This is a genomic window from Pseudomonas rhizozeae (genome assembly GCF_031583775.1).
GTDB lineage: Bacteria > Pseudomonadota > Gammaproteobacteria > Pseudomonadales > Pseudomonadaceae > Aquipseudomonas.
On the sequence record NZ_JAVLSB010000072.1, the window covers coordinates 1 to 15,526 of the forward strand.

At 61.2% G+C, this 15,526-nt stretch carries 13 protein-coding genes; 6 read left to right on the forward strand and 7 right to left on the reverse strand.

Annotated elements, in window-relative coordinates:
* Positions 1 to 1,859 (reverse strand): retention module-containing protein (locus RG836_RS24835; protein WP_310850342.1); only part of this gene is annotated, 1,859 nt, incomplete at its 3' end.
* A gap of 557 nt (positions 1,860 to 2,416) precedes the next feature.
* Between RG836_RS24835 and RG836_RS24840 the strand changes: the two genes are divergently transcribed.
* The 3 genes from RG836_RS24840 to RG836_RS24850 are packed head-to-tail and all read left to right on the forward strand — an operon-like array spanning position 2,417 to position 7,326.
* Positions 2,417 to 3,775 carry a TolC family outer membrane protein gene (locus tag RG836_RS24840; protein ID WP_310850343.1) on the forward strand — a complete coding sequence of 453 codons (1,359 nt, stop codon included), beginning with the start codon at positions 2,417 to 2,419 and terminating at the stop codon, positions 3,773 to 3,775.
* A gap of 17 nt (positions 3,776 to 3,792) precedes the next feature.
* A complete protein-coding gene (locus RG836_RS24845; RefSeq protein WP_310850344.1) occupies positions 3,793 to 5,952 on the forward strand; it encodes a type I secretion system permease/ATPase in 2,160 nt (719 codons plus the stop codon).
* Between the two features lie 9 nt (positions 5,953 to 5,961).
* A complete protein-coding gene (locus RG836_RS24850) occupies positions 5,962 to 7,326 on the forward strand; it encodes an HlyD family type I secretion periplasmic adaptor subunit (protein WP_310850345.1) in 1,365 nt (454 codons plus the stop codon).
* A 257-nt stretch (positions 7,327 to 7,583) separates the two neighbouring features.
* Here RG836_RS24850 and RG836_RS24855 read toward each other — a convergent pair whose 3' ends face one another.
* The gene (locus RG836_RS24855; RefSeq protein WP_310850346.1) at positions 7,584 to 8,177 is read right to left on the reverse strand and encodes a tRNA-uridine aminocarboxypropyltransferase; all 594 of its coding nucleotides are present in this window, start codon (positions 8,175 to 8,177) and stop codon (positions 7,584 to 7,586) included.
* Positions 8,178 to 8,181: 4 nt separating this feature from the next.
* Positions 8,182 to 9,075 carry a LysR family transcriptional regulator gene (locus RG836_RS24860; protein ID WP_310850347.1) on the reverse strand — a complete coding sequence of 298 codons (894 nt, stop codon included), beginning with the start codon at positions 9,073 to 9,075 and terminating at the stop codon, positions 8,182 to 8,184.
* Between the two features lie 259 nt (positions 9,076 to 9,334).
* Between RG836_RS24860 and speB the strand changes: the two genes are divergently transcribed.
* From speB to RG836_RS24875, 3 genes are all read left to right on the forward strand, one after another.
* On the forward strand, positions 9,335 to 10,285 hold the full coding sequence (gene speB, locus RG836_RS24865) for an agmatinase (protein ID WP_310850348.1): 951 nt from the start codon (positions 9,335 to 9,337) through the stop codon (positions 10,283 to 10,285).
* 297 nt (positions 10,286 to 10,582) lie between these two features.
* Positions 10,583 to 11,965 (forward strand): sodium:solute symporter family protein, encoded by a 1,383-nt coding sequence (locus tag RG836_RS24870; protein WP_310850349.1) that lies wholly within the window; start codon positions 10,583 to 10,585, stop codon positions 11,963 to 11,965.
* A gap of 183 nt (positions 11,966 to 12,148) precedes the next feature.
* Positions 12,149 to 12,403 (forward strand): acyl carrier protein, encoded by a 255-nt coding sequence (locus RG836_RS24875; RefSeq protein ID WP_310850350.1) that lies wholly within the window; start codon positions 12,149 to 12,151, stop codon positions 12,401 to 12,403.
* Between the two features lie 178 nt (positions 12,404 to 12,581).
* Here RG836_RS24875 and RG836_RS24880 read toward each other — a convergent pair whose 3' ends face one another.
* The 4 genes from RG836_RS24880 to RG836_RS24895 form a co-directional block, all read right to left on the reverse strand.
* On the reverse strand, positions 12,582 to 12,710 hold the full coding sequence (locus RG836_RS24880) for a PA1414 family protein (RefSeq protein WP_267904898.1): 129 nt from the start codon (positions 12,708 to 12,710) through the stop codon (positions 12,582 to 12,584).
* A 215-nt stretch (positions 12,711 to 12,925) separates the two neighbouring features.
* Complete coding sequence (locus RG836_RS24885) at positions 12,926 to 13,858, reverse strand: DMT family transporter (RefSeq protein ID WP_310850351.1); 933 nt, start codon at positions 13,856 to 13,858, stop codon at positions 12,926 to 12,928.
* A gap of 172 nt (positions 13,859 to 14,030) precedes the next feature.
* Positions 14,031 to 14,423, reverse strand: coding sequence for a DUF2177 family protein (locus tag RG836_RS24890; protein ID WP_310850352.1), 393 nt, complete (start codon positions 14,421 to 14,423; stop codon positions 14,031 to 14,033).
* Positions 14,424 to 14,469: 46 nt separating this feature from the next.
* Complete coding sequence (locus tag RG836_RS24895; protein WP_310850353.1) at positions 14,470 to 15,306, reverse strand: CvfB family protein; 837 nt, start codon at positions 15,304 to 15,306, stop codon at positions 14,470 to 14,472.
* Between the last annotated feature and the right edge of the window lie 220 nt (positions 15,307 to 15,526).

The window sequence follows — 15,526 nt, forward strand, 5'->3', positions numbered from 1 at the left end:
TTAGGGCCGACAGTGACGCGGTCGGCGCCTTGCACATCATTGGTCAGCACGTTGCCGGTCAGCACCAGGGTGTTTTCAGAGGCAGTGCTGGCATTGTTGTCATTCACCGCTGTGGGCAGGTCATCAATCACGTTGACGTCCAGCGTGCCATTGGCGGTGGTGCCGTTGTCGTCAACCACCGTCACTGCGAACTGCTCGGGCAGGTTGTTGGCATCGTTGCCGGTCGGATGCGCCTCGTTGGCATTGAGGGTGTAGCTGTAGGTGACCACGCCGGTGGCCGGGTCAAACCCGGTGATAGTCAGGGTGTTGTTCAACCCGGTGGCAATCGACTGCGGAAAACCGGCGACCACACCGCCGCTGACCACGGCGATGCCACCCACGGTCAGGGTCTGTACGCCATCCAGTGCGGTGATGGTGAAGCTGCCGCTTTGGGTCAGTTGCGTGCTGTCCGGGGCGCTGCCGGACGTCAGGTTTTTTTCGTAGACCGTGAGCTCGCCACCGCTGACCTCAAGACCATTGATGATCACCGGATCATCGTTGTTGTGAATCTGCAGCACCAGATTGGCCGTGCTGCTGTCGCCGTCGGCATCGGTCAGGGTGTAGGTGAAGGTTTCCGTACCATTGCCGCCGCCGTGCAACGCTTTGAAGTCGGCATCGCTGCTGTTGAGCGTGTAGGTGTAAGTGCCGTTGGCATTCAGTACCAGGGTCCCGTAAGTGCCGTTGAACGTGCCGGGGGTGATCGGCCCGCTGTTCGGGCCGACCGGCACACGGTCGGCGCCTTGCGAGTCGTTGCTCAGCACGTTGCCTTCCAGCACCAGCGTGGTTTCCGAGGCGACGCCGTTGCCATCGTCGACGGCTTTCGGCACGTCGTCAGTGATATTGATAGCCAGGGAACCGGTGGCGGTGTCGCCATTGCTGTCTGCCGCGACCACCGTGAACTGTTCACTGAGGTTGTTGACGCCCTCACCGGCCGCGTGGGTTTCGTTGCCGTTGAGGGTGTAGCTGTAACTCACCACGCCGGTGGCCGGGTTGTACCCGGTGATGGTCAGGGTGTTGCCCAACTGCGTAGTGATCGACTGTGGAAAACCGCTGGCCACACCGACATTGATCACACTGATGCCGCCGATGTTGAGGCTCAGCAAGCCATCTGGCGCGGTGATGCTGAAGGTGCCGTTCTGGGTCAGGGCGTTCGGGTTGCTGGCGGAACCGTTCGGCAGATTGGCCTCGTTGACGGTCATCTCGCCGCCGCTGACGTCGAGGCCATTGAGGGTGACGATGTTGTTGACCGGTGGCGCTGGAGGCGTCGGCACCACCACGATGGGCCCGGTGTCGTCATCGCCCTGCTGGACCACCGCATCGCGGCGCTCTTCTGGGAATTCCGGAATGCCGTTGAAGCCGGCAGTGGGAAAACCGATGGTCGGGTCAACCCGACCGCCCACTTCGTCCAGCATCACAAAACTGTGGCCGCCGCCCAGCGCTCCGCCCGGCGTGGTGTTGCCGTTGGGGCCCGCGGCAGTGGCTTCGCCGGTTTGCGTCGGGTCGGCGCCGGCGGCGATGGCTTTCTGCAGTTGTTCGACGTCGGTCAGTTGCGCCTGGGTTGGCGTAATCGCCTCTTGCGCGTCGACGTGGGGCGCCTGATGCGCGAGCAATCGCGAAGTCATCAGCAGGCTGCTGCCACGGCCGAGGGTCAGCTCCTCGCCGTTTTGCAGGTGCACCGCCACGGCGCCTTCGGCCCCGGTCACCAGTTGATCGCCGGCAAACAGCCGATCGCCTACGCTCAGCGCTCGCCGTGTGCCGTCTCCGGCAACCGCAAAAACCTGACCAATAACCTGAGTGACGGTCCCGATGAGCGTAGCCATGTGCATCTCCTCCGCTGCCAACGTCGCTGGCACTGGTGTAGGCGAAGAAAATGCGTGCGGTGTCATCGGGTCACCACGCGGGCCGACAGTCGCTCGCTACCGCGAACGTCCCATCAGGCAGCCACGCCTGGCGTCTGTCCCCCGGCAAGTTGTCGCGGCGTGGACCGCACCCGGTAGACGGGGATCCGCGACTGACCTGCCCGTGAACGCAGCAAAACGGTATTTTTTGTAAGCGACAAAAAAATGTCGCCTAAAAACCGTCCCGCTTCCCTCCCCTCCAGCACTTTCTCGCCCAATGTCGCTAAATGAATGGAACTTTGTGTAAACCCTGAAATGCGTTCGAAGAGCGCGTAATTCCTAGGTTCGTGCAATGAACAATGTGCGGTTTTTTTCTGAGCGCATAAGTTTTTTTTGGCATAGGCCTTATGAGAAATCCTTCTTAGCTTTGCGTCAGGATGTTCTTAGCTCTGTTGTTACAAGCCTGAAACGGTTTGCACTAAAAATTACGCCAAATATTTGGCGACTTAGCTCCATTTGGATCCCGAGGGAGATGCACCATGCGCCCACTTACCCCGTTATGCAGTGCGATTTTATTGGCCATGGCCTGCACGTCCCAGGCTCAGGCGTTGTCCTTGACCGAGGCCATCCAGAGCACGATCGCCACCCACCCGGAACTGGCCTCACGGGTCGACAGCCGATTGTCCGCCGACGAAGAGGTGAAGGTCGCCAAGGGCGGCTTTTACCCTTCTGTCGATCTGAATGCCGCGTACGGGCGCGGGTACAGCGATAACACCAACACCCGCGCGTTCGGCAACCACCACAAGGAAATCCTCACCTACACCCAGTCGGAACTGCGCCTGCGGCAGATGCTGTTCGACGGCTTCAACACCGCCAACGAAGTGGAACGCACCAAAGGCGTAGTCAACTCCCGGGCCTATTACGCCCAGGGCACCGCCCAAGATTTGGCCCTGCGCACCATCGAGGTCTACCTCGAGGTGCTCAAGCGCCGCGAACTGGTGACCCTGGCCAAGAACAACCTGCAGGCGCACTTGCGGGTCAACGACCAGATCGGCCTGCGCACCCAGCGCGGCATCGGCAGCAATGCCGACGCCGATCAGTCGGTTGCTCGCCGGGCGCTGGCGGAAAACAACCTGGACACCGCCGAAGTCGATCTGGCGGACGCCGAGTCGAACTTCTTCGCCGTGACCGGGCGCATGCCCGATGAACTGGAAACGCCGCCCTCCACTCGCGGTGAATTACCGCCGACCCTGCAAGATGCGCAGCAGAGCATGGTCGATAACAACCCGTACCTGAAATCGGCCCAGGCCGACGTGCAGTCCGCCGAAAGCCAGTACGAAGTCGCCAAGTCGCCGTTCTACCCACGCTTCGACGCCGAAGCGGCGGTGGGCGCCAACAACAACGTGCAGGGTGACAAGGGCCACGACAACGAATGGCGGGTGGGTGTGGTGATGAACTACAACCTGTTCCGTGGCGGCAGCGACAAGGCACGTTTGCAGTCCAATGCGCACCAGATCAACCAGGCCATGGACATCCGTAACAACGCCCTGCGCCAGCTCAACGAGAACATCCACCTGGCGTGGAACGCCATGCTCAATGCGCGCAAGCAAACCCCGACCGCCCGGGAGTACGCCGAGACCACCACGCGGGTGCGCGCGGCCTATCAGGACCAGTTCGGCCTCGGGCAGCGGACCTTGCTCGACGTGCTCGACAGCGAAAACGAGCTGTACAACGCCAACCGGCGCTACACCGAAGTGCGCTACACCGAGGAGTACTCGATGTACCGCGTGCTGGCGAACATGGGCGTGTTGCTGAGCAAGCAGCGGGTGGTGCTGCCCAACGATGCGATCGCCAAGACCGAAGTAAAAAGCGAAGCCCGTTTGCCTGAATTGCGATAGGTCGGGGAGTGACTGACGTGACCAGCATGGAACCCGGCAACATTGGCGTCGATCCGCGCCTGAGCTTCGACGACCCGCTCCTGGATGGTTTGCTGATCCTGTGCAAACTCCACGGCGCGACGGTCAGCCGCGCCAGCCTGAGCGCCGGCCTGCCGTTGGCGCAGCAACGTCTGAGCCTGGACCTGCTGCCCCGTGCGGCGGCCCGGGCCAGTTTGCAGGCGCGGCTGCTGCGGCGTGATTTGAAAGCCATATCGCCGCTGAACCTGCCGGTGCTGTTGCTGCTCAACAACGGTCGCTGCGCGGTGCTGCGGCGTTTCGGCGACGACGGCCAGGCGCTGATCCTGCCTAGCGAAGCGGACGGCGGCGAGCAGTGGGTCAGCATGGACGCACTGGCCGAGGATTACACCGGCCAGGCACTGTTCGCCCGCCCGCGCCACGAACTCGAAGACCTGCGCTCGCCGCTGGTGCCACGGGTCGAGGCGTGGTTTCGCGACACCTTGAAGCTGTCGCGCTGGCTGTACAGCGACGCCATTCTCGCCAGTTTCCTGATTAACCTGTTGGGGTTGATGGTGCCGCTGTTCGTCATGCAGACCTACGACCGCGTGGTGCCTAACCAGGCCATTTCGACCCTGTGGGTGCTGTCGATCGGCTTGATGATCGGCACCGGTTTCGAGTTGGTGCTGCGGGTGGTGCGCGCGCACCTGCTGGACACCGCCGGTAAGAAAACCGACGTGATCCTGTCCGCGACCCTGTTCGAGCGCATCACCGGCATGGCGATGAAAGCCAAACCGGCGACCATCGGTGGTTTCGCCCAAAGCATCCACGACTTCCAGGGTCTGCGGGAATTCCTTACCGCCGTGACCCTCACCAGCCTGATCGACCTGCCGTTCGCCGTTCTGATGCTGGTGGTGATTGGCCTGCTCGGCGGCTGGCTGGTGATCATTCCGCTGCTGGCGTTTCCGATCACGATCATCTTCGCGATGATCATTCAGGCGCGGCTGCGCGACACCGTGCAGCGCAGCCTCAGCCTCGGCGCCGAACGCCAGGCCTTGCTGATCGAAACCCTCGGCGGCCTGGAAACCCTCAAGGCGTGCAGCGCCGAAAGCGAGCGCCAGCACAAATGGGAAAGCACCCACGGCGCCCTAACCCGCCTCGACAGCCATGCGCGCAACCTCTCGGCCCTGGCCACCAACGGCACGCTGTTCATCCAGCAGTTGTCGGGTATGGCGACCATCATCGCCGGGGTCTACAGCATCATCGCCGGCAGCCTCAGCGTCGGCGCGCTGGTGGCGACTTACATGCTCGGCAGCCGGGTGCTCGCGCCGCTGGGGCAGATCGCCGGGCTGATTACCCGCTACCAGCAAGCGCAACTGACCATGAAAAGCACCGATGCGCTGATGGGCCTGCCGCAGGAGCGGGACGCCAAGCAACGGCCGCTGGAGCGCACGCAACTGCAGGGCGCACTCGACGTCAGCGGCGTGACGTTTCAGTACCAGGGCCAGAACGGCCCGGCGCTGGCCAACGTCAGCTTCAGCCTCAAACCCGGCGAGCGGATCGGCATCATCGGCCGCAGCGGCTCCGGCAAAAGCACCCTCGGTAAATTGGTCATGGGTTTCTACGCGCCGGACGAGGGCCAGTTGCTGCTCGATGGCCTCGACCTGCGGCAACTGGACGTCGCCGACCTGCGCCAGCAAATCGGTTACGTCGCCCACGACCTGCCGCTGTTGGCCGGCAGCCTGCGCGACAACCTGACCCTCGGCGCGCGTTACGTCAGCGATGCGCGAATGCTAGAAGTGGCGGAACTGACCGGCGTCACCGAGCTGGCGCGCCAGCATCCGCAAGGCTTCGACCGGCCGGTCGGCGAGCGCGGCCAGTTGCTCTCCGGCGGCCAGCGCCAAGCAGTGTTGATGGCGCGGGCATTGTTGCTCGACCCGCCGATCCTGCTGCTGGACGAACCCACCAGCCACATGGACAACACCAGCGAAGACGTACTGCGGCAAAAACTGCACGGCTGGGTGCAGGGCAAAACCCTGCTGCTGGTCACCCACCGCACTTCAATGCTCAGCCTGGTCGACCGCCTGCTGGTGCTGGACAACGGCAAGATCGTCGCCGACGGTCCGAAAGAAGCGGTCATCGATGCACTGCGCAAGGGCCGTGTCGGCTCTGCGGCTGTCTAGGAGTTGCCCATGTCGGTTTCATCAGCAGCAGAAAAGGACCGTGGCTACTTCGGCAGTTTCAGCAAAAGCGCCGAGAGCGAATTCCTTCCGGAGACCGCCGGCGCCTCGCTGCAGGACTCGCCGCGCTGGTCGCGCATCACCGTGTGGCTGGCCGCCGCGTTGCTGATCAGCGGTTTGGTATGGGCCAAATTCGCCGTGCTCGAAGAAGTGACCATGGGCGAAGGCAAGGCGATTCCGTCGAGCAAAGTCCAGGTGATCCAGAACCTGGAGGGCGGCATCGTCACCGAGATTTTTGTGCGCGAAGGGCAAATGGTGAACAAGGGCGATACCTTGCTGCGCCTGGACGACACGCGGTTCCTGTCGAACAAAGGCGAAAGCGAGGCCGATCGTTATGCGCTGACCGCGCAGGTCGAGCGATTGTCCGCCGAGGCCGAGGGCCGGCCATTCAAGCTTTCCGCCGAGGTGATCGCCAAGGCCCCGCAAGTGGCCGAGGACGAGCGCTCGCTGTATGAACAACGGCAGCGTCGCCTGGCCAGCGAGCAGCGGACGCTCAGCGAACAACTTCGGCAAAAAACCCAGGAACTGGCGGAATTCCGCTCGAAACAGGGGCAATACAGTTCAAGCCTGGCGTTGCTGCAACAAGAGATGAACATGTCGGCGCCACTGGTGGGCACGGGTGCGGTTTCGCCGGTGGAAATCCTCCGATTGAAGCGCAGTGCGGTGGAGATTCGTGGCTCGCTGAATGCCACGACCCTGGCGATTCCACGGGCCGAATCGGCGATCAACGAGATCAAAAGCAAGATTGATGAATCCGAGCAATCCTTCCGCTCCGACGCGGCCAAGGAGCTCAATGAGAAACGCACCGACCTGTCGAAAATCACTGCGTCGAGCATCGCCATCGATGACCGCGTGACCCGCACCACGGTGGTGTCGCCGGTGCACGGCATCATCAAGGTGTTGAAGGTCAACACCATTGGCGGCGTGGTTCAGCCGGGCAGCGACATGGTGGAAATCGTGCCGCTGGAAGACAACCTGCTGATCGAAGCCAAGGTCCGCCCGCAGGACGTGGCCTTCCTGCACCCCGGCCAGAAAGCCATGGTCAAGTTCAGCGCCTATGACTACACGATCTATGGCGGGCTCAGCGCCAAATTAGAACTGATCGGCGCCGACACCATCACCGACGACAAGGGCAACAGCTTCTACCTGATCCAGGTGCGCACCGACAAAAACCATCTGGGCAGCGACGCCAAACCGCTGCTGATCATCCCGGGAATGGTCGCGACCGTGGACATCATCACCGGGGAGAAGAGTGTTTTGGATTACTTGCTCAAACCGGTGTTGAAGGCGCGGACCGAGGCGATGCGGGAAAGGTAGAGCCAGGCACTATTGCCGTAACAAAGAAGCTTTTGTGGCGAGGGAGCTTGCTCCCGCTGGAGTGCGAAGCGCTCCCGAGATCTGCTATCGCGGTAATTCTGACACTCCAAGGCTTTTTAGGGCTGCTGCGCAGCCCAGCGGGAGCAAGCTCCCTCGCCACAGGGGTACTCATCGCCACAGGGGTACTCATCGCCACAGAGGTTCTCATTGCCATTGAGGTACTGATTGCCACAGTTTTTTCATTGCCAAAGCGTTACTCAGTGCCCGTGATTCCTCTGGTAAGTCTCCTCCCCCATCGCCGCAATCTGCCCTTCGATCAGCGCTTCAAAAGGTTTAAGCAACGGCTCGAACGAGGTCGGTGCTTCGAGGGTTTGCAGTGCCTGAACGATGGCTTCCACCGTCGACAACGCTCCCGGCCCCGGAGCCTTGCGCAGGCGATAGCGCGACACGCCACCCTCTTTTAAGGTCACCCGAGGCAACGCCGCCAACAGTGGATTGAGGTGCAGCAATTTGCGCGCCTTGCGCCAGGTGCCGTCCGGCACCACCAGCAGCAGAGGCTCATCGGCAGCCGAATACATCTGCAACGGCTGTGCGTCTTCACCGGGGAACAACAAGCACGCGCGGTAGCCCGGTTGATTGAGCAGCGCCGGCAGATCCTCGAATACTTCGCCAACGATCAACTGAGCGTTGTTGAGCCCCAGCGCTGCCAACCGCGCGGTGTTCAGCGCGTGGTTCACTTCGCTGGGATGCTGCAACAGCATTACTCGGGTGCGGCTATCGAGGCTTGGGATCAGCGGACACAGGCAATGGGTGTGTGGGCGCAAGCAGCGCGGGCAGTGTTCTCGGCTCATGGTCTCAGGCCTGGTTCAGTTGTGCTTTGAGCAAGTCGCGGAAGGTCTGGATCAGCGGTTCGCGGCTGCGGCCACGGCGCACGATCATCGAAAACGGTGCCTGGTAGCCAAAGGTCGCCGGCAGCAAAACGCGCAAATCGCCTTTGTCGGCCCAGGCCTGGGCGTAGTGTTCCGGCAGGTAACCGATGTAGGCGCCGGACAACACCAGGATGAGCTGCGCCTCCATGCTCTCCACGGTCGCCGCGCTGTGCTTGAAACCGTGGCGCGCCAGCTCGGCCTGGCTCCAGTAACCGCGCCCGACCATGCGCTGCTGGGTGATGACTTGCTCGGGTATCCGCCGCTCAGCGAACAACGGGTGCCGACTGCTGCAATACAGCCAGTGCTGTTCACGGTACAGCGGCATGTAGACCAGCCCGCTCATGCGCGTGGAGAACGCGCCGATGGCCAGGTCGAGGCGGTTGTCCTGCACGCCGAGTTGCAGTTCGTAAGGGCTCATCACCGACAAATGCAAATGCACCGCCGGATGTTCCTGGCTATAGGCGCCGATGGCTTCGGCGAACGGCAGGGCTTTGTCGCTGACTGTCGAATCGATCACCCCGAGGTTCAAGGTGCCGCGCAGTTCGCCCTTGAGCGCAGCGGCGTATTGCTCGAAACCTTCGAGTTCGGCCAGCAGGCGCAGGGTTTCCTGATGGAACAGCTCGCCCTTGCTGGTCAGGCTGAACCCACCGCGCCCGCGATGACACAGCACCAGGCCGAGCGCCGCTTCGAGCTGGCTCATGTAGGTGCTGATCGCCGAAGTCGACAGGTTCAGCTCCTGCTGCGCGTTGGCAAAGCCCTGGTGACGGACCACGCTGACGAAGATGCGCAACAGTTTCAGGTCGGGTAACGCGTTGGCCATGGAGGCTCCATTAACAACACTGAACCTGTGGGAGCGGGCTTGCCCGCGAAAGCGGTGTGTCAGGCAAACTGAGGTCGACTGACACGACGTCTTCGCGGGCAAGCCCGGTCCCACATGGATGATAGTGATGGGGAGTTTATCCGCGCCATCAGCATTAGTTTAGAAAAACCTGAACTAAGTATTTGCCCGCAGCGATTCTTCCGCCCCAGGGCTTTTCGCATCATCGCCGCCTAATACAAAAACGATGAGGCCTGAACCCGTGGACAAGATTCTCCATCAACCACTGGGCGGCAACGAAATGCCGCGCTTCGGCGGCATCGCCACCATGATGCGTCTTCCCCATGTCCCCACCGCCGCCGGCCTCGACGCGGCGTTCGTCGGCGTGCCGCTGGACATCGGCACCTCGCTACGCCCCGGCACCCGTTTCGGGCCTCGGGAAATCCGCGCCGAATCGGTGATGATCCGCCCCTACAACATGGCCACCGGCGCCGCGCCCTTCGACTCGCTGTCGGTCGCCGACATCGGTGACGTGGCGATCAACACCTTCAACCTGCTCGACGCCGTGCGAATCATCGAAGAGTCCTATCACCAGATCCTTGAACACAACGTGATCCCGCTAACCCTCGGCGGCGACCACACCATCACCCTGCCGATCCTGCGCGCGATCCATAAAAAGCACGGTAAGGTCGGCCTGGTGCACATCGATGCCCACGCCGATGTGAACGATCACATGTTCGGCGAGAAAATCGCCCACGGCACCACCTTCCGCCGCGCCGTCGAAGAAGGCCTGCTGGACCCGGACCGCGTGGTGCAGATTGGCCTGCGCGCCCAGGGCTACACCGCCGATGACTTCAACTGGAGCCGCAACCAGGGCTTCCGCGTGGTCCAGGCCGAAGAGTGCTGGCACAAATCCCTGGCCCCGCTCATGGCCGAAGTGCGCGAGAAAGTCGGCGGCGGCCCGGTGTATTTGAGTTTCGACATCGACGGCATCGACCCAGCCTGGGCACCGGGCACGGGCACCCCGGAAATCGGCGGCTTGACCACCATTCAGGCGATCGAAATTGTCCGTGGCTGCCAGGGCCTCGATCTGGTCGGCTGCGATCTGGTAGAAGTTTCGCCCGCTTACGACACCACCGGTAACACCTCGCTGCTGGCCGCCAACCTGCTGTACGAAATGCTCTGCGTACTGCCGGGCGTGGTGCATCGCTGAGGGCCGGTCATGAACGAACGCTGAGCCGCGAACAACTACGTCGGCGGCGCGCTGGCGGTGTGGCCGAGCGGGTTGCTCCTGCCGGTGTGCGGTGACGCTGGGGTTGGCGTCGGTGGTTTATCTGAACTTGTTGAAGTTGTTTCCGGAGCCGAAGGACGTATTCCGCCCCGTGAATGTCCGCAGCGGCGCCATCACGACGGGTGTACGCCAAGCCGCCTGACACTGAAATACCTAAAGAAGCAACACCATAGCATTCACTCTGTTCCACCATAAAAAAGACAATCGGAGAAACGCCTCATGGCCCTGGATTTATTCGTCGTTCTCATTTACGCCGCTGCAATGCTGGTGCTCGGTTACTTCGGCATGCGCAAAGCCAAAACCAACGAAGATTATCTGGTCGCCGGGCGTAACCTCGGCCCGACCCTGTACATGGGCACCATGGCCGCGACCGTGTTGGGCGGTGCTTCGACCGTCGGCACGGTGCGCCTGGGTTATGTGCACGGGATTTCCGGCTTCTGGCTGTGCGCCGCGCTCGGTTGCGGGATCGTCGCGCTGAACCTGTTCCTGGCTAAACCGCTGCTGAAGCTGAAGATTTATACCGTCACCCAGGTCCTGGAAAAACGCTACAACCCGATGGCTCGCTCGGCGAGCGCGGCGATCATGCTGGCCTACGCGCTGATGATTGGCGTGACCTCGATCCTGGCGATCGGTACCGTGCTGCAAGTGCTGTTCGGTCTGCCGTTCTGGATCTCGGTACTACTGGGCGGTGGCGTGGTGGTGATCTACTCGGCGATCGGCGGTATGTGGTCGCTGACCCTGACCGACATCGTGCAATTCGTGATCAAGACCGTCGGCCTGATGTTCATCCTGTTGCCGATTTGCCTGTACCGCGTCGGCGGCTGGGATGAGTTGGTGCTGAAACTGCCGGCAGCGGCGTTCAGCTTCACCACCATCGGCTGGGACACCATCATCACGTACTTCATGATCTACTTCTTCGGCATCCTGATCGGCCAGGACATCTGGCAACGGGTGTTTACCGTCAAAACCGCCAAAGTCGCGCAATACGCCGGCACCTTCGCCGGTCTGTACTGCATTCTCTACGGCTTGGCCTGCGCGCTGATCGGCATGGCCGCGCACGTGCTGATCCCGGACCTGGACAACGTCAACAACGCGTTCGCCGCCATCGTCAAACTGTCCTTGCCGGACGGCATTCGTGGCCTAGTGATCGCCGCCGCCCTGGCGGCGATGATGTCCACCGCCAGCGCCGGTTTGCTCGCGGCGTCCACTACCCTGACCGAAGACCTGCTGCCGAAATTGCGCGGCGGCAAACAGTCGAGCCTGGCGGTCAATCGCCTGTTCACCCTGCTGACCGGCATCGCGGTGCTCGGCATTGCCCTGGTGGTCAACGATGTGATCAGCGCCCTGACCCTGGCCTACAACCTGTTGGTGGGCGGCATGCTGATCCCGCTGATCGGCGCGATCTTCTGGAAACGCGCGACCACCGCCGGCGCCATCGCCAGCATGGGCCTGGGCTTTGCCACGGCGTTGTTGTTCATGGTCAAGGACGGTCTGGACGCCAACACGCCGATCTACTACAGCCTGGGCGTGGGCCTGGTGAGTTTCGTGGTGGTCAGCCTACTGTCCCGTCGCCCGGCGACCCTGGGTGCCAGCGCCATTTGAACTGAAACGTGATGTGAGGCTTTCTTCAACGGGTATGGCGTCGGCGGCCACACCCGTTTTTTTTCGCCTGTTGGAAATGCGGCGTCGCTTGACCAGTGGCTGCACCGGCTTCGCTGTGCTGTACTCGTCCTATCGCATTAACGCTTTCGCAGGGATCGCCTCACCCACGCCGTGAAGCCCACCATGAAAAGAGCCGCCGTCCGAGCTGCCGTACACCAATTGATCAGCCGCCTGCTGGACGGTCGGCATGACTTCGCCGAAGACACCAGCCTGGTGCAATTGGGGTTGGATAAAGCGGATATCGAGGATTTGATCTTCCATCTCGAGGATGAGCTGGAATTGACGGCGTTTACCGTCGAAGAGGATCAGATGTTGCGCAGGGCGAAAACGGTCAAGGATTTGAGCCGGTTTTTGATCAGAATTGAGCGGGATGAGTAACCGGCTGCACACCTATTGCCGATGACGAGGGCGCCTGTTAGTTACATAGGCGCTTCTTTGTGGCATGGGCGCTTTTCTATGGCGAGGGAGCTTGCTCCCGCTGGGCTGCAAAGCAGCCCCAAACCATTCATCAGGCAAACTCAGGGAGCCTGCCCTGCACAACTGCACAGTGCCCGACTTACCGACGGCGCGACTGACGCCGACGCTGCTCATCATCGGTACGAATCGGCACCGGCTGCATAGGCGGTTCGATCAAACCCAATGCGACACCCAGGTCATGCAGCCAGTTTTGAATTTTCTCTTTCATCGTCTTGCCCCCTTCAGGGTCGTGCTGAGCGACTGAATTCTGTAGCCACTTCGCACTGATAATAGTCCGAAGTCCTCAGCATTGCTCGTGCAAATCCGCAATGATCTGTTACTGAATCGATCAGGATGCCAGCCCATAAGTTCCGGCCATCGCGCAAAGCGGCATCACTGAGCCATCGCAGCGGTTCGCCTGCGGCATTCTGTCGCTGCGCTCGTTTATTGCTGCCCCAATGCTTTGCGCAAACTGCGGCGCACCCACTGTTCTGCACTGACAAACGTGATCCCGAGCAGCACCAGCACCGCGCCAATGATGAAGTTAACGCTGAGCGCTTCACCCAGCAGCAGCACGCCAAAGGTCACGCCAAACAGCGGCGTCATGAACGAGAACACCGCAATATTGCCGGCCAGGTAGCGGCGCAGCAGCCAGAACCACACCAGGTAACTGAAAAACGACACCACCAGGCCCTGGAACAGCACGCTGGCCACCGCCACGGTGGTCAGGCTGACGTGGGTCACCTGGCCGCTGGCAATGGCAATCACCAGCAGGCCGATGAACCCGACGATCAACTGATAGAAGAGCGTCAGGGTTACCGGTGCTTCCGATAAACGCGAGGCACGCACCACCACCGTGGTCCAGCCCCACGCCGCGCCGGCCAGCACGCCCAGCGCATCACCCAGCAGCATGCGGCGATCAAGGTTGTCCCAGGACACCCCGCCAGCAAACGCTACGGCAATGCCTATAAACGCCATGAAAATCCCTAACCACTGCACCGGCCGCAGGCGCTCGCTCGGCAGCAGCCAATGCACGCCCAGCGCGGTGAAGATCGGCGCGGTGTAGAGAAACACTGACATGTGCGCCGCGGACGTCAATTGCAGGCCTTCGGCGATCAGGAAAAATTCCAACGCAAACAGCCCGCCGGCCAGCAAACCGCCGCGCCAGGTGTGGCCCACCTGGTCCCAGCCGCCCTTCCAGCAAATCAACAGCCCCACTAGCAGCGCGGATATCCCCGAGCGCCCGGCGGCCTGCATCACCGGTGCGATGTCCGGCGCGGCCCATTTGATGATGACTTGCTGGACACCCCAGATCAGGCACAACCCGACCATCACTTGCAGGGCAAAGGCGTCGGCGTTACGCCGTGGCGCGATCACAGGTGAATCTCGACAACAACAGACATGGCAGTCTCGACAGTCAAAGCAAAGCCCCGGCCGGAATGTCCGGTGCGGGGCGAGGAATTATGCTGTCGATTATTAACCAGATGGCCAGAAATAAAAGCCTGTGACAGACCTTTAAATCATCAGAAACGTCATCCGGCGGTGATGATCAGTGCGCCTCACGCGCCACCCAAAACCCCACCGTACACGCCACCGCCGTGGCAAACGTGCCCCAGGCCCAATCCATCAATGAGACCTGCGCGGACCAGCCATTCAGTGTCGCCCAATTGGTCAGGTCATAAGTGCCGTAGGCCACAAGGCCCAACAGCGCGCCCAGCCGCGCGGCGCGTTGCCACGTCACTGCCGGCAACACCACGAACACCACGCAACCGACGATATACAACAGATAGAACACCGCGGCCGGGGCCAGCCGCGGTTGATCGAGCATCAGCGAGCCGAGCAGAGCCTTGTAGGTCGGGCCCATCAGCACGCCGAGCCACAGGCCGTCGAGCACCAGGAATGCCAGCAAAGTGGCAACGTAGGCAAACAGTGCTTTTTTCATTGCAATCCAGCTCCATGTCATCGATTTACATGGGGCCGGCGCGGGGTCAGCTTAGTTCAATGCGATCGGCGTGAATGACAATCTGACCGTTCTTGTACAGCGCGCCGATGGCTTTCTTGAAGTTGCCTTTGCTGACGCCGAACATGCTGCTGATCAGCGCCGGATCACTCTTGTCGCTAATGGCCAAGGTGCCGTCGTTGTCGCGCAACTTGGCGAGGATCTTGGAGTTAAGGCTGGTGGCGGCTTCTTCGCCCACCGGTTGCAGGCTCAGGCTGATCTTGCCGTCGGCACGGACTTCCTTGATAAAACCCTTCTCTTCTTTACCGGCGCGCATGAACTTGAAGATTTCGTTCTTGTGGATCAAGCCCCAATGCTTGTTATTGATGATCGCCTTGAAGCCCATGTCCGTGGCCTCAGCCACCAGCAGATCGACTTCCTGCCCGGCCTTGTAGTTGGCGGGTGACTTGTCGAGGTAGCGATCCAGGCGCGCCGTAGCGGTGATTCGCCGGGTGTGCTTGTCCAGGTAGGCGTGCACAACGACGTATTCACCGGCGGTCAGCTGTCGTTTCTCTTCGGAATACGGCAGCAACAAATCCTTTGGCAAGCCCCAGTCGAGGAACACACCGATGCTGTTGACTTCAACCACTTTCAAACTGGCAAATTCACCGACTTGCACTTTCGGCTTTTCGGTGGTGGCGATAAGTTTGTCATCGCTGTCCAGATAAATGAAAACATTGAGCCAATCTTCATCTTCGCTCGGGATATCTTTAGGAATATAACGATTGGGCAGCAATATTTCGCCGTCCGCCCCGCCATCCAGATATAAACCGAAGTTAGTGTGTTTAACCACTTGCAAACTGTTGTAGCGCCCGACTAAAGCCATGTCCAATACCCTCATTGCGTGGGCGGCATTCTACCCGGTTTTGAGGGTGGCGTTCGCGAGCGCAGCCGCCAGCGCGAGAAAATCTCGGCGAATCCGTTGATTTGCCTGGGGTTACGCCACACCCTCTGGCCGCTCGTCAGGCGGCAGATGACTGAAATCGCCGTGGATATCTGCTCGCGACGAGCAAATATCTTCCTGTGTTGTCATTTAAAACAGCGGC

Coding starts and splice junctions, on each gene's coding strand:
- RG836_RS24840 (WP_310850343.1), top strand. CDS start 2,417: ATGCGCCCACTTACCCCGTTATGCAGTGCGATTTTATTGGCCATGGCC.
- RG836_RS24855 (WP_310850346.1), bottom strand. CDS start 8,177: ATGAGCCGAGAACACTGCCCGCGCTGCTTGCGCCCACACACCCATTGC.
- RG836_RS24860 (WP_310850347.1), bottom strand. CDS start 9,075: ATGGCCAACGCGTTACCCGACCTGAAACTGTTGCGCATCTTCGTCAGC.
- RG836_RS24880 (WP_267904898.1), bottom strand. CDS start 12,710: ATGAAAGAGAAAATTCAAAACTGGCTGCATGACCTGGGTGTCGCATTG.
- RG836_RS24870 (WP_310850349.1), top strand. CDS start 10,583: ATGGCCCTGGATTTATTCGTCGTTCTCATTTACGCCGCTGCAATGCTG.
- RG836_RS24875 (WP_310850350.1), top strand. CDS start 12,149: ATGAAAAGAGCCGCCGTCCGAGCTGCCGTACACCAATTGATCAGCCGC.
- RG836_RS24895 (WP_310850353.1), bottom strand. CDS start 15,306: ATGGCTTTAGTCGGGCGCTACAACAGTTTGCAAGTGGTTAAACACACT.
- RG836_RS24890 (WP_310850352.1), bottom strand. CDS start 14,423: ATGAAAAAAGCACTGTTTGCCTACGTTGCCACTTTGCTGGCATTCCTG.
- RG836_RS24850 (WP_310850345.1), top strand. CDS start 5,962: ATGTCGGTTTCATCAGCAGCAGAAAAGGACCGTGGCTACTTCGGCAGT.